Source organism: Mesorhizobium sp. WSM4806 (genome assembly GCF_055811635.1).
The window spans coordinates 187708-202533 of record NZ_JBVVQZ010000004.1 but is presented as its reverse complement, the minus strand read 5'-3'; the positions used below and the strand labels follow the sequence as shown (position 1 = coordinate 202533).

15 protein-coding genes, 2 tRNA genes and 1 pseudogene are annotated in these 14826 nt (G+C 59.5%); 16 read left to right on the top strand and 2 right to left on the bottom strand.

The window, feature by feature from the left end:
- Positions 1-327 precede the first annotated feature (327 nt).
- From AC0L2M_RS08625 to AC0L2M_RS08595, 7 genes are all read left to right on the top strand, one after another.
- The gene (locus AC0L2M_RS08625; protein WP_473534581.1) at positions 328-816 is read left to right on the top strand and encodes an EF-hand domain-containing protein; all 489 of its coding nucleotides are present in this window, start codon (positions 328-330) and stop codon (positions 814-816) included.
- A 54-nt stretch (positions 817-870) separates the two neighbouring features.
- On the top strand, positions 871-1977 hold the full coding sequence (locus AC0L2M_RS08620; RefSeq protein ID WP_473534580.1) for a flavodoxin family protein: 1107 nt from the start codon (positions 871-873) through the stop codon (positions 1975-1977).
- 95 nt (positions 1978-2072) lie between these two features.
- Positions 2073-2264 carry a hypothetical protein gene (locus tag AC0L2M_RS08615; protein WP_473534579.1) on the top strand — a complete coding sequence of 64 codons (192 nt, stop codon included), beginning with the start codon at positions 2073-2075 and terminating at the stop codon, positions 2262-2264.
- A 539-nt stretch (positions 2265-2803) separates the two neighbouring features.
- Positions 2804-3553, top strand: coding sequence for a hypothetical protein (locus AC0L2M_RS08610; protein ID WP_473534578.1), 750 nt, complete (start codon positions 2804-2806; stop codon positions 3551-3553).
- Positions 3537-4433, top strand: coding sequence for a hypothetical protein (locus tag AC0L2M_RS08605; protein ID WP_473534577.1), 897 nt, complete (start codon positions 3537-3539; stop codon positions 4431-4433). Before AC0L2M_RS08610 ends, AC0L2M_RS08605 begins: the two co-directional genes overlap by 17 nt.
- 25 nt (positions 4434-4458) lie before the next feature.
- Complete coding sequence (locus AC0L2M_RS08600; RefSeq protein ID WP_473534576.1) at positions 4459-4935, top strand: hypothetical protein; 477 nt, start codon at positions 4459-4461, stop codon at positions 4933-4935.
- Between the two features lie 190 nt (positions 4936-5125).
- On the top strand, positions 5126-5641 hold the full coding sequence (locus AC0L2M_RS08595; RefSeq protein WP_473534575.1) for a hypothetical protein: 516 nt from the start codon (positions 5126-5128) through the stop codon (positions 5639-5641).
- Positions 5642-5686: 45 nt separating this feature from the next.
- Here the strand turns inward: AC0L2M_RS08595 and AC0L2M_RS08590 are convergent.
- Positions 5687-5763, bottom strand: a tRNA-Asp gene (locus tag AC0L2M_RS08590).
- A gap of 215 nt (positions 5764-5978) precedes the next feature.
- On the opposite strand from AC0L2M_RS08590, the gene AC0L2M_RS08585 reads away from it, so the two are divergent.
- Positions 5979-6054 (top strand) — tRNA-Val (locus AC0L2M_RS08585).
- 323 nt (positions 6055-6377) lie between these two features.
- Here AC0L2M_RS08585 and AC0L2M_RS08580 read toward each other — a convergent pair.
- Positions 6378-6584 carry a hypothetical protein gene (locus AC0L2M_RS08580; protein WP_473534574.1) on the bottom strand — a complete coding sequence of 69 codons (207 nt, stop codon included), beginning with the start codon at positions 6582-6584 and terminating at the stop codon, positions 6378-6380.
- 198 nt (positions 6585-6782) lie between these two features.
- Between AC0L2M_RS08580 and AC0L2M_RS08575 the strand changes: the two genes are divergently transcribed.
- From AC0L2M_RS08575 to AC0L2M_RS08540, 8 genes and pseudogenes are all read left to right on the top strand, one after another.
- Positions 6783-7325, top strand: coding sequence for a class I SAM-dependent methyltransferase (locus tag AC0L2M_RS08575; protein ID WP_473534573.1), 543 nt, complete (start codon positions 6783-6785; stop codon positions 7323-7325).
- A 507-nt stretch (positions 7326-7832) separates the two neighbouring features.
- A complete protein-coding gene (locus tag AC0L2M_RS08570; protein WP_473534572.1) occupies positions 7833-8303 on the top strand; it encodes a VOC family protein in 471 nt (156 codons plus the stop codon).
- A gap of 316 nt (positions 8304-8619) precedes the next feature.
- On the top strand, positions 8620-10557 hold the full coding sequence (gene asnB / locus AC0L2M_RS08565; protein ID WP_473534571.1) for an asparagine synthase (glutamine-hydrolyzing): 1938 nt from the start codon (positions 8620-8622) through the stop codon (positions 10555-10557).
- A gap of 19 nt (positions 10558-10576) precedes the next feature.
- Positions 10577-10834 (top strand): acyl carrier protein, encoded by a 258-nt coding sequence (locus AC0L2M_RS08560; protein WP_473507458.1) that lies wholly within the window; start codon positions 10577-10579, stop codon positions 10832-10834.
- 22 nt (positions 10835-10856) lie between these two features.
- Positions 10857-12398 carry a class I adenylate-forming enzyme family protein gene (locus AC0L2M_RS08555; protein ID WP_473534570.1) on the top strand — a complete coding sequence of 514 codons (1542 nt, stop codon included), beginning with the start codon at positions 10857-10859 and terminating at the stop codon, positions 12396-12398.
- A complete protein-coding gene (gene nadE, locus AC0L2M_RS08550; protein WP_473534569.1) occupies positions 12395-13402 on the top strand; it encodes an NAD(+) synthase in 1008 nt (335 codons plus the stop codon). The genes AC0L2M_RS08555 and nadE overlap by 4 nt, the downstream gene beginning before the upstream one ends.
- Positions 13403-13521: 119 nt before the next feature.
- Positions 13522-14004: pseudogene (locus tag AC0L2M_RS08545) on the top strand (NAD(P)-binding domain-containing protein); the annotation flags it as partial.
- An 86-nt stretch (positions 14005-14090) separates the two neighbouring features.
- Complete coding sequence (locus AC0L2M_RS08540) at positions 14091-14774, top strand: hypothetical protein (RefSeq protein WP_473534664.1); 684 nt, start codon at positions 14091-14093, stop codon at positions 14772-14774.
- Positions 14775-14826: the final 52 nt, after the last annotated feature.

The following is a 14826-nucleotide window of genomic DNA, read 5'->3' as shown; positions in this document are numbered from 1 at the left end:
CGCGCCCGGCGCCCCCCCCCCCCCCCCCCCCCCCCCCCCCCCCCCCCCCCCCCCCCCCCCCCCGCACCCCCCCCCCCCCCCCCCCCCCCCCCCCCCCCCCCCCCCCCTGGGGGGGGCGCTGTCCCGCCGCCATCAAACGTTCTGCACCGTCGTGACGCTCTGATGTCACGGAATGGACCCCGGGTCTGCGCCGCGTCGCTTCGCTCCTTGCTCGTCGGGACCAACATGCAGCGAACATCAACCAACGCGCCAGGAACCATGCGGGGAGCAGCGGGTTTGGCTTGGATGCCGACACGTTCGGTCCACCCATTCTCCAAGGAGAACACGATGACATCAGCAAGCAAGACCACAGCAATTGCCGCAGCCTTGGCCATGCTGGCCTCGCCGGCGCTATCCCAGACGAGCTCGCCTGCGCCCGCCGCACCTGCGCAGGATCAAGGTTCACAGCCGTCGCCAGGCGGGCCAACCGAAGACTCCATGCGCCAAACGATGCGTGAGATGATGACCGAGATGCTGGAGGAGAGAATGCCGGAGCATCGCCGCCCCCGAGCAGAACGACGAGGTGACGACCGTTGGCATCGCGATTTCCGAAGGCCTGACGGCCGCCATATGGGACGCGGGATGATGCATGGTGCGCGGATGCGAATGATGTTCGCGATAGTCGACGCCGACGGCGATGGTGCGCTTTCTCAAACCGAGGTTCAGGATTTTGTCGAGCGGATATTCAGCGCCGTCGACGAGGACGGCGATGACAGCATCGACAGGGAGGAAATCCGATCCTTCTTCCACGGAGGTGCCGACGGAACGGGTGAATAGACCACTGCAAAGTCCTGCGCGTTCCTGGACGAAATTCGGGAAAGGAATTCGGAAATGGCTGGTCTCGTTGGCAAGTTTGCCGGGAAAGCCCCGGCGCCTCGCAAGGGCATGGCTAGTCCCAGACTGAGTGAGAAAGCCTTCAAGGCGAGGTACAAGCAGCAATTCGTCGACCCGGCGTTCGAACCGCTCGCCCAGTCGATTGAGCAAATCGCTTCGATCGCCTGGCAGGCTTATGCGGATTCCCGCAAGAGCCCGATCACGAGGAAAGCCGGTCCTGCGTTCAGCGACCCCGACTACGATCTGTCCGTCGATTGGATTGCGGCGCACGAAGCCGTGCTGCAGGCGCAGCGTCGGCACGAGGATCTAACGGTGCCGCCGCGTCTGTTGATCATCAACGGGTCGTCGCGCAGCGAGCACACCTGTCCCGGCGAGATGTCGAAGAGTTTCCGGCTCGCCGAAATCGCCCGTGAGACCATCGACAAGGAAACGAAACTTGCGGTCGAAATTCTCGATCTGTCGCGACTTGCCTCCGAATACGGGAGGAACATCCATCCGTGCAAGGCGTGCTTTTCGACGGCCGCTCCGCTCTGCCATTGGCCCTGTTCCTGCTATCCCAACCATTCGCTTGGGCAAGTTCAGGACTGGATGAACGAAATCTACCCGATGTGGGTCGCCGCCCATGGGATCATGATCATCTCGCCGGTGAATTGGTATCAGGTTTCCTCGCCTGTCAAACTGAGGATGGACAGGCTTGTCTGCGCTGACGGTGGCAATCCAGACCCCTCGCTGACACAAGGCAAGGATGCGGCAAAGGCAAAGCAGGTCGAACTGGCCGGGTGGGACTATCCGCGTCATCTGGCAGGCAGGCTGTTTTCTGTGATCGTGCACGGCGACGTCGAAGGTGCGGAGAATGTGCGGCATTCCATCGCAGACTGGCTGCGCTTCATGAAGTTGTCGCCGGCAGGCCCGAGCGCCGAGCTTGACCGCTACATCGGCTACTGGAAGCCGTACGCTACAAGCCATGATGAACTCGATGCCGACGAGACAATCCAGGAAGAAGTTCGCAATGCCGCCCGCTCGCTCGCCGAAGCCGTCGTCGAACGTCGGGCGGGCCGTTTCCGTCAGATCGGCATCGGCCTGGAAGACCCGAGGCAAAAATAGGCGACCCCGATCAGCGAAGCACGGGGGCCGGAATTCTGCACGGAAACCGCGCCCGAGCTTGGTCGGCGAACGTGCAAGCATCAGCTCGCGGAGCGTTGAGCGAGCACCGCGCCGAGCTGGATCTGCAGATCGGCCTGCTCAACGAGCATGAGACCACGCGACTGATCGAAACCGCCGCCCTGACGGAGCGTTTGAAGGTACCAACGCCGGCAGATGATGAAACCGCCTCAGCTAGCTCAGAACGTCGATCCGCAAGCGGTGATGAGCCAGATCGAACAGGTTTCTGAAAATCAGGCCAAGCGCTGAAATTTATCGGGCGCCAAGGTCGACCCGAATATCTGAATTGCCGGTCCGGCATTCAGAGTTTTTTACATTTCCAATCAGCTAAGTGATTGAAAATGGCGCGAGTGACGGGGCTCGAACCCGCGACCTCCGGCGTGACAGGCCAGTGAAATACCGAAAAGTTTCAATGACAGTTTCGAATCCGAGTCGCCCTGAATTCAACGGAAAACTGTGAAAGTTGAAACCGAATGCCCCGGCCTCTGAGTTTAGCGGGAGCCCGTAATCGTTCGCACCCGAATTCAACGGTCCCTATCATATGGCAGGAAGCTGTCCGAAGAAATTGCCCCAAGCTCGCCCGATCCCTTAGGATTGCCTCAGGGGCTTTGTGAAATAACGCAACTCTTATCCGTAAAGCTCTGGCCTGATCAGCCAGGGCTTTTTGCCTTGGTCGACTGGAAGCGGACGAACGCCTTGCGCCGTCCACAGGACGTTGTTTCCCTGTGGAATGGCTGCTAAGAACTCTTCAATACATGTGGGATTACGGTTGCTGCATCTTTTCATCGATTGGTCTTCTATGGCGATTATGTACGACAACCTGCAGTTCGTGGCATTCACGACGCGCCCCCCAACCAGGACGGCAATCGACCTTTGGCAGTCTGAATTCGGTAAAATGCCCGATGGCTTCCAGCAACTGCCGATGGGATCCGGATCCCAGGCGGTAGGTTCGGATGGCGGCTTGCAAGTAATTGTTTCTGTTCAATTAAGCAGGATAGACGTTGTCATTAGATCACCTGAAAATCTCCCGAATAGCTTAGGAACCGTATCGCAGCCAAATTCGGCAGTCGCCAAAGGTACTTCTATTCTAAAGAATTTGTCTCGTGGAGAGCACATTCTGAGGCCTGCTGTGGTTTTTCAGACCTCCGAAGAGTGCCCTGACTTAGGAGGCTCAGTCGCAAAGGCAGCCTCTCTTCTTCCGAACCAATTAGTGGTTCCTCAGGGGACCACAGACGTGAGTTTCCATACCAATGTGCCGCGCACCAGTTCGGTTGACCCGAACGTCACGATTAACCGGATGTATCGTGTTGCCAATGGTCGGCGGGTTGCAGTGCAGGTTGACCTAGCGAACCCAGGGAATATGACTCAGCAGCTAGGGGCATACATGGCCACCCAGTTCGTAGACGTATTTGCCTCGCCTGACACGCCTATGCGAGCGCAGGATTTTGGCGCAATGCTCGATGAGATTGTAAATGAGGCCCAGTTGATATTATCTGAGGGCTATGACCGTTTTTCCTGAATACGTTTCCGAGGGCATTCTCGCCAGTCGTGCAGTGAAGACATTCACTCTCGACCGAGGCAGCGGGAGTCCGTCGGCTGGCGGCAAGCCTGGAACGCCGCAGGCTCTGCCGACGCGATTTGCTGCTGTCCTCAATAATTATGTCCCTGCCGAAACCGGGGTTGGCTACGTTGCCAATCCGCCTTACGCGGCGGTAACAATCAAGAATGCACCAGAAATTTGGGGTCTTGAACCTGTTTCCGACCCTACGGTACTTTGCCGGAAGTGGGTTTTTGTGGAGACGCCTCATAGCTCCAGCCATCGCCATGTTATGGGGACAGTGCCCGGCACTCTTTCCGACGCGGATGTTGTATGCACTTTTCCTGGTTGGGCCGGGAGTGATCGCCTCCCCCAGACGTTTGTGCGGCAGATTGATACGCCGGGAAGCATATATGGGCTGGTCGGACTAGCTGATACCTGGCTTGCGAACCCGCAAGCTAAGCGAGGGTTGCACCCCGCGGTGCGAAAGTCGCTCGATTCCCAAAAAAGTCTGCTAAGCAACCTTCGGAAGGATTGGGACGGATATGGCGCCGACCCTCTGCCGAGGTATAGGGTCGAGGCATTCATTTCGGAACTAGAGTCGGCACTGGAGGATTATTCAGGCCCGCTTCCGGAGATTATTCCTGGAGCGGATGGCTCCTTGCAAGCTGAATGGCATCGCAAGTATTTGACGTTGTTTTATGGCGTCGACAGCGATGACACTAGGCACCTTTTTCTTAAGGTTGCCAATCAGGAGCCTATCACCCTATCGGGAGATGCAGCCTTACACGGCTTCGCGAAGGCGCTACTTATACACTTCCCTCGGGGGGCTAACGCTGTCACCAACGCCGCAACCAAATGATGATCCGGATAGCTGGTACGATGACTTGGCGATTTCTGCCGATGACGGCCTGTTAAGAATAGTCAAAACGTCCAGCCACATTGTTCAGGTTGAGGGCGGAGGCTATGGAGTCTCGCCTCAACTTTGGACGTCTATGGAAGGAGGCTGCTCGGTCGAATTGCTTTCGATTTTGAGCGCTGCGAACGTGTTGGTGGATGACCGTATTGTGTCTCAGAACGGCATAGGTGCGTCCACGATTGGTGTTTCTGCGGTGCGGAATACGATGAACCGAGTTGATCCGAAAACCAAGGTAGGTGTTGAGCCGCTTGGGGTGGCATATACACCAATAGCGCCTGATCAGCCGTACGGTCCGAACCCCTACCATTGCGATATCTTTCCCAAGCTGGGTAACCCGGGCCGAAATCTCCTACACGGGAAGGCTTCCTTGGTCCGCCTCGATCAAAGCGAAGCAAAATCGCTGTGGGAAAAGCGCCATGGCATTACGCCCACTGGCGAAGGCTAGCATTCAGCTTGGGAAGCTAGCCCCTTCAGCCGGATTCCAATGGGTTGTCTGTAAAACAGGCGAAAACCCGCTTGCAAGATATCAATGAGTTACCCGCCAAATGTAAAATCCGCCAGTTGCAAAGTCCAGCGCTTCAGGCGTAGGCACCAGCCATGCAAATCCTGCTCGCCGCTCTGCTCCTCTCCGGTGCATGCAGACGGCGCAGGAGTGGGGTTTCCTGATCGAGCGCACCAAGAGCGGCGAGGCGGCGTTCGGCACGCTGTCGCCACGCACGCAAAGGCTGGTGCTGGCCTATGTCGAATCATTGGGCGTCACGCTGCTCGACGATGCGCCGATCTTCCGCTCGCGCGGCTTTGCGCCAGGCGCGAAGGGCGGCCGGCCACGCGCCGGCGTGCCTTACACGAAGGACTCCCTGGTCGACGACTTCGCCGATATGCGCAAGCTGGTTTTCGGGGAAGGGGAGAAGCGTCGCCTCATGGACATGCGGCGATCGGGCGCGGTCGAGGCCAATGCCGGCGGCGCCTCCGTCGAGGCGATCTCGGCCAAGATGGGCAACTCGATCGACGACAACAAGGCGCTGCAGAAAACCTACATGCCGGTCAATCTCGCGGCCGTCCGATCGGCCGACGCCTCGCGCCGCCAAGGCCGCAAACTGCTCGGCCAAGAACGCAACGAATACAAAAAGTTGAAACTTTCGGGAAAATGAAAGTTGAAACTTTTCAAGGGGCGGTAGCTAACCCCTTGAAACAAATGGCGCGAGTGACGGGGCTCGAACCCGCGACCTCCGGCGTGACAGGCCGGCACTCTAACCAACTGAGCTACACCCGCGCAAGACGAGCACGGTCAGCCGTGTTCGTCGTTGGGGCGGTGGATAAGGCGTAAGCCACCGGGTGTCAAGCGGAGCGCGACAGCATAACAGCAAACAGCAGAAGGTTTTTTGACAAGCCGGATTTTGCCGCCGAAAACGACCAGCGGCGAGGCCGTTGCGCGCTCATTTGGCCTTGCGAACCCCGTCCTAACTGCTTAAAGGTCCGCCCCGGAGCGGGCGATTAGCTCAGTTGGTAGAGCGCTTCGTTTACACCGAAGATGTCGGCGGTTCGAGCCCGTCATCGCCCACCAATTTCTTAAGGAAATTCACATAGGTACCAGCTTCCAGTTCCCGGTGACCTCGGCAACCGCCACCGATAAGCCTTGAAATGGTGGCGATGGTCCAGCGTACTTGACTGGCAACCCGCTAGCCGTGGTCTTGCATCCGGGACGCTACAGGTAACTGGGCATGGGCTGGCGGGCAGACAGGGCATACGGAGAAGCTGAAAAAGAGGCCTACCACAAGTGGCGGGCCTCCCTGACGCGTACGGAACCTCCAATGGCAATGGGCGCGCTGGCGACATTTCGTTAAGAGCCGGACAGACCGTCCTCATACTGTTCCGTCGCGGTGAAACTCAAAGGTCCCCTTCCATCGGGATATCCGCCCGACAGAGGACTTTGGAGGCATCCACGCGGTCGGCGGCAATGAAGCGGACGTTGTAGGTCTTCCCTTTCCCCTTCTCGATCTCAAGCCAGCACTGGGCTTGCGGGCACTCCATGCTGTACCCGCCGACATAGGGGTCGCGGCCGGCGGCGTGGATGGTCGCAAGGCCTGCCGACATGGAAAAGAGACGGCAGCCGCCGAGAGTTTCCAGCCGCGCATGTCAGTAAACCTTTGCCGTATTGTCGAAGGCTAGACAGCCCGATGCGCCAATCCGAATTCTAGGAACAACGCTGGCTTGCGCGCTCACATTGTTGAGTGCTATCGAAGCCAGATGCTTAATCGGATTTGGATTTTCGGACGTGGCCGGACGACAGTCTTGCGCAAGCACGTTAATCGGTGCCTGAAGGACTTTTGCTCACCGCTGGGGGCAAAAACGGTTCTCAATCTCGGCGCGAAGCCAAACCATAAAGACAAGGAAGGCCGAGTTTACGAAGACTATTTCCCCGGCGCGGATTTCAGAACCTTGGACTTGGCCCCGCATGATGACCCCCGCCATATCCACGGGGACTTAATGAATCTTCCGGCAGATGCCGGAACCTACGATTTGGTAATCGCGAACTCGGTCATCGAACACATCGACAGGCCGTGGGTTGCCGCTCCGAACATAACCGGCCTCGTTCGGCCGGGCGGCCACCTTTTCATCGCTATGCCCTGGTTCTACCCTGTTCATGAAGGTCCGTATTTTGGCGACCATTGGCGGGCCACCCCTTCCGGGATGCGCTTTCTTTTTGAGGACATGAAAGAGATCAGGCACGACTTTTCGCCATCCAGTATCCTTGTGGTTTGGGACCGTAAGAAATATTGGAATGAGACGAACAGCACATCTGCCGGCTTTTGTATGCTGATGAGGCGGGAATAGCTTGTCTAGGAGACCTACAGTCAGTCTCTTCGCCAAAATTCGACGCGGGTATAAATTTCAATCTCGGAATAGCCTGCCGCCGCACCCAGCATCCGTTCCTCAGGTGCTGGTGCAACGGTGTTCCACCCTATAAGCTTTTCCAGCCACGACGGGACACGCACCTATGCTTGTAACGGTAATGCCAGCGCCATTGCTGGCGTAGCCCGCAGTCCCGACTGCCGCCACGGCCCCGTCTGTAACGTTGTAAAGCCGGCTCTTATGCTGGTCTGCAAGGGCGGGAGCATTGTTTACACCGAAGATGTCGGCGGTTCGAGCCCGTCATCGCCCACCATGTTTTCTCAAGGGTTTGAGGTTTTCCGGTTCAGCAGCCGCCACGAAACCCGTATCGAACAGCCGCTTTGCGGACCGAATCGGCCCGTTCGCGTTCAGTGATGTACCGCGGCTCCAGGTCGCCCGGTTCAACGCGAGATGGTATGCTCGTCATATTATCGGCAAGGGAGGTTCGGCATGCCTGTAACGGTTGGTGCGCACCATCTGACGCTTTTCACACACGACATGGACCGTTTCATTCGCTTTTATGAAGAAATCTTCGACGCGGAAACGAAGTTCGATCTCTCCGAGCCCGGTCCCGGTGGCGTCACTCTTCGTCACTCACTAATCGACGTTGGAGGTGGCTTTGCCCTTCATCCGTTCCAAATGCCGGAACCAACGGGGTATGAAGATGGGTCGATGCAGATGGGCAAGAGAGGTCACATAGATCATCTTGCGCTGAAGGTACACGATGAAGAGTGCTTGCAGGAAGTCAGGCGACGTCTGGTGAATGCCGGCGCTTCGGATGGGACCATTACAGATTTCGGCGCTGTCCGTCTTGTGACCTTCAAGGACCCGGATGGAATGGAGGGCGAGGTCGCGCGGTGGACCGATAGCAAACGCGTGCTCGGCTTTGAAGAACGCAAGCGGGAGCTTTGGCCAGACTGATCGCGAAGGCCGCATTGGGCTGCCTCACACCTGTTCTCCAGTCATCGGCCTTTACTGTGCTATCAGCTACCTCCGATGAGGACTGGAGTCGCTGCGCGAGTCGGTCAGGCGGGGCAACGCTATCGCGCCGCCGTTGCTCGAACAAAAATTGCGTTTAGCGTTGAAATATACTTTTATCCGGGAAGAGATAATAGAACAAAAAAGTACCTTGTCTTTTAATTGTTGTTAACCATGTGTCAGCCGAAATTATCCAGTTAACGCTTGAGTCCGCTATCACGGTTATGTTCCGTACCTCGCAGATATATGAGTCATAGCAATGTGCGGATTCGGGGGCTATTTCGGTTCGATCCGGGATGCGGAAGCTTTGCTTGCGCGGATGACAGCTGCGATCGCCCATCGTGGGCCGGATGAGCAAGGGAAATTTATGACAGCCGACGCTGGGCTCGGCCATGCGCGGCTGTCGGTGATCGGCATCGGCGATGGCCAGCAGCCGATGACCGACGCGTCAGGCAATTTGACGATTGCGTTCAACGGCGAGATTTTCAACTACCTGGAATTGCGCGAAGGGCTGATCGTCAAGGGCCGGCGCTTCCGCACGTCGAGCGACACCGAGGTCATCCTGCACCTGTATGACGAGATGGGCGAAGACTGCCTGTCGCTCCTGAACGGCGATTTCGCCTTCGCGATTTGGGATAACAGGCGTCGGCGCATGGTGCTTGCCCGAGACCGGATGGGTGTCCGGCCGCTGTTCTACACGAACAGGGACGGCGTGCTGTACTTCGCGTCGGAGATCAAGGCGCTCCTGAAGGTTCCCGGCGTCTCGGCCGAAATCGATCCGATAGCACTCGACCAGATCTTTACGCTGTGGGCGCCGATCGCTCCCCGCACGGCTTTCCGCAATATCCACGAGCTGGAGCCGGCAAGCGTGATGATCGCGACACCGGGGCAAGTCACGATCAAGCGCTATTGGCACCTCGACTATCCGCATCGGGACGCGCCCTCGAAGCTCACGAACGAGGACGATGCGGCCGAGGAACTGCAGGCGCTGTTGAGCGATGCGGTGAGGCTTCGCATGCGCGCCGACGTGCCGGTCGGCTCTTATCTTTCGGGCGGGCTCGATTCATCCCTGGTCTCAACGCTTGCCGCCGGCATGACCCCTCTCCAGCTGCAGACATTTTCGGTGACGTTCGACAGCGCCGAGCACGACGAAAGCGCTTTCCAGATCGAGATGGCGTCAGCAATTGGCTCCCGGCACCGAACCATTGCCTGCCAGGCCGGCGATATCGCCGGCGTCTTCCCCGAAGTCATCCGCTTTGCCGAGCGGCCGATCATCCGCACCGCACCGGCCCCGCTCTACCAGTTGTCCGGCCTCGTTCGCGAGGCTGGCCTGAAAGTGGTGCTGACCGGCGAGGGCGCCGACGAGGTTTTTGCCGGCTACGATATTTTTAGGGAAGCGCGTGTGCGTCGGTTCTGCGCACGGCAGCCGGCATCGCGCATCAGGCCACAGCTGTTCCGCAAACTTTATCCCTATCTGCCGGGTCTGCAGCAGCAGTCCGTAGAGTATTTGGCGGCGTTCTTCGGCGCCGGCAACGCTGCGCTCGACGATCCGCTGTTCTCGCATCGGCCGCGCTTCAAGACCACGGCGGCGGCGAAGATTTTCTTTTCCGGTGACCTGCGCGCGACGTTGAAGGGCTATGATGCGGCCGAGGAACTGGTCAGCCGGTTGCCCCAGGCTTTTTCGCTATGGCACCCGCTGCATCAGGCGCAATATCTCGAAAGCCGCTTCCTGCTGCCGGGCTATATCCTGTCCAGCCAAGGCGATCGGATGGCCATGGCGCATGGGATCGAAGGACGGTTTCCCTATCTCGACCATCGCCTGGTGGAATTTGCCGCAAGACTTCCGCCTGACATGAAGCTGAAGGGACTGGTCGAAAAGCACATATTGCGCAAAGCGGCGGGGCATCTGCTTCCCGGCGCGATCGGGGAGCGTGCCAAGCAGCCCTACCGGGCGCCGGAAGCCCGCTCCTTCGTTGGAGCCGGGGAACTGGGCTATGTGCGTGATTGCTTAAGTGAAGCGAACATCGCTGCCGGCGGACTGTTCAACGCCAAGGCGGTGGCCAGCCTTCATGAGAAATGCCGCACGCAGCCAGCGTCGGGATTCCGCGACAACGCTGCCTTCGTCGGCATCCTGTCGACGCAGCTGTGGCAGAAGAATTTCACCGGCCAAGAAGCCAGTGCAGCAAAAGCGGCCTGAGAAATCCAGGAAGGAAAAAATGATGATAACAATCAAGGACAAGGTCAGAGCCTTTATCGTCGACAACTTCTTGTTCGGCGACACGTCGCACGAACTTGCAGATACGGCCTCGCTGATCGAGAACGACATCATCGACTCGACCGCCGTGGTCGAACTCGTGGCGTTCATCGAGGATACCTTCGGCATTGCGATGGTCGATTCCGACATCGTGCCGGCTAATCTGGATTCGATTGACCGTATTTCGTCCTTCATCAAGGCGAAAGCGCCGGCAGTCTAGGCGCGATCGGCGAGGAGCGTCCGTGCGGATCGAACATTTTCTGGCCACGAATGCCGCTGCCCAACCTGCCAAGACGGCATTGATCACCGGGCATAAAAGGCTGAGCTACGAAGAATTTTACGATCTCTCGAGCCGCCTTGCCGCTGCGCTTTTCGCGAACGGCGTCAGGCGCAACGACCGGGTCGTCGTTTTCATGGACAATTGCTGGGAGATCGCGGTTTCGATTTTCGCCGTGCTCAAGGCAGGGGCGACCTTCATCCCGGTCAACCCATCCACCAAGGCCGATAAGCTTGCGTACATCCTTGCCGATTGCGACGCTTCGGCAATCCTTACCCAGGCAAAACTGATGCCCGTGGTCGCCGAGGCCTGCGGCGGCAACACCGGCATCTTCGTGGCTTCGACCGTCGGCGCTGATGGCCAAAGCCCGGTGGGGGCTGCATCCCTGACCGACTGTTTGACGCTCGAAGCCGGGGAGATCGACCACCGCGGCATCGACGTCGATCTTGCGATGCTGATCTACACGTCGGGCTCAACCGGCCGGCCCAAGGGCGTGATGATGACGCACCGCAATTGCGACGCGGCGGCGGACTCCATTACCACCTATCTGCGCAACACGCCCGACGACATCATTCTGAATGTCCTTCCTCTTGCCTTCGACTATGGCCTCTATCAATTGCTGATGGCCGTCAGGCTCGGCGCCACGCTGGTGCTCGAAAAATCCTTCGCCTTTCCTCAGGCGATCTTTGAGCGTATCCGCAAGGAGGGCGTCACTGGTCTTCCGCTGGTGCCGACGATGGCAGCGATGATCCTGCAGATGCGGGACCTGGAGCCGGGCTTCCTGCCCAGCGTCAGCTATATTTCCAACACGGCAGCGGCCTTGCCGCCGGCCCATATCGAACGTCTGCGCTGCCTTTTTCCCGGTGTCAGGCTGTATTCGATGTATGGCCAGACCGAATGCAAGCGCTGCACCTATCTGCCGCCCGAGGAGCTCGACCACCGGCCGGGTTCGGTCGGCATAGCCATTCCGAACACCGAAGCCTTCGTCGTCGACGACAACGGGCAGAGCGTGCCACCAGGCGTGGCGGGTGAGCTGGTCATTCGCGGACCGCACGTTATGCAAGGTTATTGGCGCAACGAGGCTGCGACCGAACGAGCGCTGCGACCGGGCCCGAACCCTTGGGAGAAGGTTCTCTACACCGGTGACCTGTTCAGGACCGATGAGGACGGCTTTCTCTATTTCGTCGGCCGCCAGGACGACATCATAAAGACGCGGGGAGAGAAGGTGGCGCCGAAGGAAGTGGAAGCCGTGCTTCACGCCCATCCCGGCATCGCCGAAGCCGTTGTCGTCGGCGTGCCGGATCCGCTGCTCGGGCATGCGATCGGCGCGCTCGTCATACGCTCGGACCCGACGCTCAGCGAAAAGGATGTCATGCGCCACTGCGCCCGTCACCTCGAGGATTTCATGGTGCCCAAAATCATCGAATTCCCTTTGGAACTGCCGAAGACGGATACGGGAAAGGTCAGCCGCCGGCTTGCGGCAGAGATGATGGAGGTGGCGCAATGAGCGTTCGCCCCAGCGATGACGCGCAGGCCATTCTGGCGCAGGCTTTGGCGATCGACCCTGCCGCCGAAACGGACAGGATCGTGACCGCCTTGCGCCAGCAGTTGCGCGGCATTCGCAAGCGCGGCCTCGTGCTCGGTCTTTCCGGCGGGATCGATTCCAGCGTTTCGGTGGCGTTGGCGGCGCGAGCCGTCGGGCCACAGAATGTACTGTGCCTGTTCATGCCGGAAAACGATTCCGATCCGGAAAGTCTGCGGCTCGGCCGCCTTGTCGCCGGCACTTTCGGTGTCGATTCTATTGTGGAGGATATCGGGCCGACCCTGCGCGCCATGGGCTGCTATCAGCGTCGCGACGCTTTCATCCGCGAATTGGTCCCGGACTACGGCGAAGGCTGGGCCTCGAAGATCGTGATTGCGAACGCCCTCGAGCATGAGGGCTACAATATTTCGTCGCTGGTGGTGCAGGACCCCGGGGGCAAGCAGACCAAACTGAGAATGCCGCTGCCGGTCTATCTCGGCATCGTCGCCGCCACCAACATGAAGCAGCGCACCCGCAAGCAGATCGAATATTTTCATGCCGACCGGCTGAACTTCGCCGTTCTTGGAACGCCCAATCGGCTGGAATACGATCAGGGCTTCTTCGTAAAAAATGGTGACGGCGCGGCGGACGTCAAGCCGATCGCCCACCTCTACAAAACGCAGGTCTATGCGCTCGCGGCCTATCTCGGCGTTCCCGAGGAAATCCGCAACCGGCCGCCGACCACCGATACCTACTCACTGGCGCAGACGCAGGAGGAGTTCTACTTCTCGCTTCCCTATGACCGCATGGATGTTTGCCTTTGCGGCCTCAACAACGGCGTGGCCGCCGAAGCGGTGGGGCAGGCGGCAGGACTGGACGCCTCGCAGGTGGAACGCGTCTGGGCCGACATCGCCGCCAAACGAAAGGCGACGCGCTACCTGCACCTGCGCCCGCAACTTGTCGATGAGGTCGAGGAAATCAGTACCTGACCTGCCTCTCCGCCTGTCCGTCTTGAATGCGCTCGGCCAGCCGGACGGAAATCGGCGGTGCTGGACTAGTTGCCGTGGACAAGGCTTAATGCTGCGCGGCGAGATTGCCGGGGGCGATTATGAGATCACCGCAGCAAATGACCGATGGCGGCGATGTTCTCGATGCTGTCGTCATCGGGGCCGGCTGGGCCGGCCTGGGTGTCAGCTATTGGCTGGCGCGACGGGGGCTGCGACACAGCGTGTTGGAGCGGGGCCGCATAGGAGAGACCTGGCGCACACAGCGATGGGATTTATTTCGGATGAATACTCCCAACGTCCAGACCGTCATGCCGGGCGATTGCAATGACGGTCCGGATCCGGATGGTGCCCTGACGCGCGATCAGTTCGTCACTCTCCTTGAGGATTTCGCCGGGCGCAACGCGCTGCCGATCGAACCGGACACTGCGGTAAGCGAACTCACCCACGAGAATGGCGCCTATCGGCTGACCACCTCACACGGCACGCGTTGGGCGCGCAATGTGATCGTCGCAAGCGGCAGCCTGAATTGTCCGGTGCGCCCGGTTTGGGCCGCTGCGTTGTCGCCCGCTCTCCGCCAGATCGACGCTTCCGGCTACCGCAGCGCTGCCGATCTGACCGATGGAGCGGTGCTGGTGGTCGGAAGCGGCCGGGTGCCCAGATCGCGGAGGAATTGGCGGATGCGGATCGAACGGTCTTCCTTGCCACCAGTCGTGTCGGACGGCTTCCACGGCGCTACCGGGGTCGCGACATCATGGTCTGGCTGCTCGAAAGCGGGTTTCTCGACGTGCGCCGGGAGGAGGTCATTCGACTTGCGGGACGCATCCCGCCGCGTGGCGTGCTCGGGTCGACGCGTACGATAAGCCTTCAGGCGCTGAGCGCGCAGGGTGTCGTGCTGCTTGGGCGTCTCACCGGCATCGGGGATGGCGGCAGCCTCTCGTTTGCCGACGATCTCGAAGCAAATGCCCGCTTTGCCGATGAAGCCTCCGAAAATGTCAGACGCCATGTCGACGACTATATCAGTCGCATGGGGATCGATGCACCGGTTGCGGAGCCCGACCCGGCGGAGACGGTCGCGATGCGTCAGCCGAACCTGACGATCGGTTCGCTCGATCTCTCCCGCTCCGGCGTAACGAGCGCGGTGTGGTGCACGGGCTTTAAGGGCGATTTCAGTTGGATGAGGCTTCCCGGTGCGCTCGACAGCTCGGGACAGCCTGTTCACACGGATGGCGTGGCCGCCCTGCCGGGCCTTTACTTCGCAGGGCTGGACTTCGCCTCCACACGCAAGTCAGGCATCATCCTGGCGATCGCCGAGGAAGCACCTCGCCTTGTCGAACATATCGCAGGGCATTCGTGACCGCCTGGCATAGTCAAGAAGCTCCTGACAGCTGAGCGAAGGCAAAGGCCTG

Bases quoted from the DNA above. Each gene is read 5' to 3' on its own strand.
- AC0L2M_RS08605 (WP_473534577.1), top strand. From the start codon at position 3,537: ATGACCGTTTTTCCTGAATACGTTTCCGAGGGCATTCTCGCCAGTCGT.
- AC0L2M_RS08620 (WP_473534580.1), top strand. From the start codon at position 871: ATGGCTGGTCTCGTTGGCAAGTTTGCCGGGAAAGCCCCGGCGCCTCGC.
- AC0L2M_RS08625 (WP_473534581.1), top strand. From the start codon at position 328: ATGACATCAGCAAGCAAGACCACAGCAATTGCCGCAGCCTTGGCCATG.
- nadE (WP_473534569.1), top strand. From the start codon at position 12,395: ATGAGCGTTCGCCCCAGCGATGACGCGCAGGCCATTCTGGCGCAGGCT.
- AC0L2M_RS08595 (WP_473534575.1), top strand. From the start codon at position 5,126: ATGCAGACGGCGCAGGAGTGGGGTTTCCTGATCGAGCGCACCAAGAGC.
- AC0L2M_RS08570 (WP_473534572.1), top strand. From the start codon at position 7,833: ATGCCTGTAACGGTTGGTGCGCACCATCTGACGCTTTTCACACACGAC.
- asnB (WP_473534571.1), top strand. From the start codon at position 8,620: ATGTGCGGATTCGGGGGCTATTTCGGTTCGATCCGGGATGCGGAAGCT.
- AC0L2M_RS08580 (WP_473534574.1), bottom strand. From the start codon at position 6,584: ATGTCGGCAGGCCTTGCGACCATCCACGCCGCCGGCCGCGACCCCTAT.
- AC0L2M_RS08560 (WP_473507458.1), top strand. From the start codon at position 10,577: ATGATGATAACAATCAAGGACAAGGTCAGAGCCTTTATCGTCGACAAC.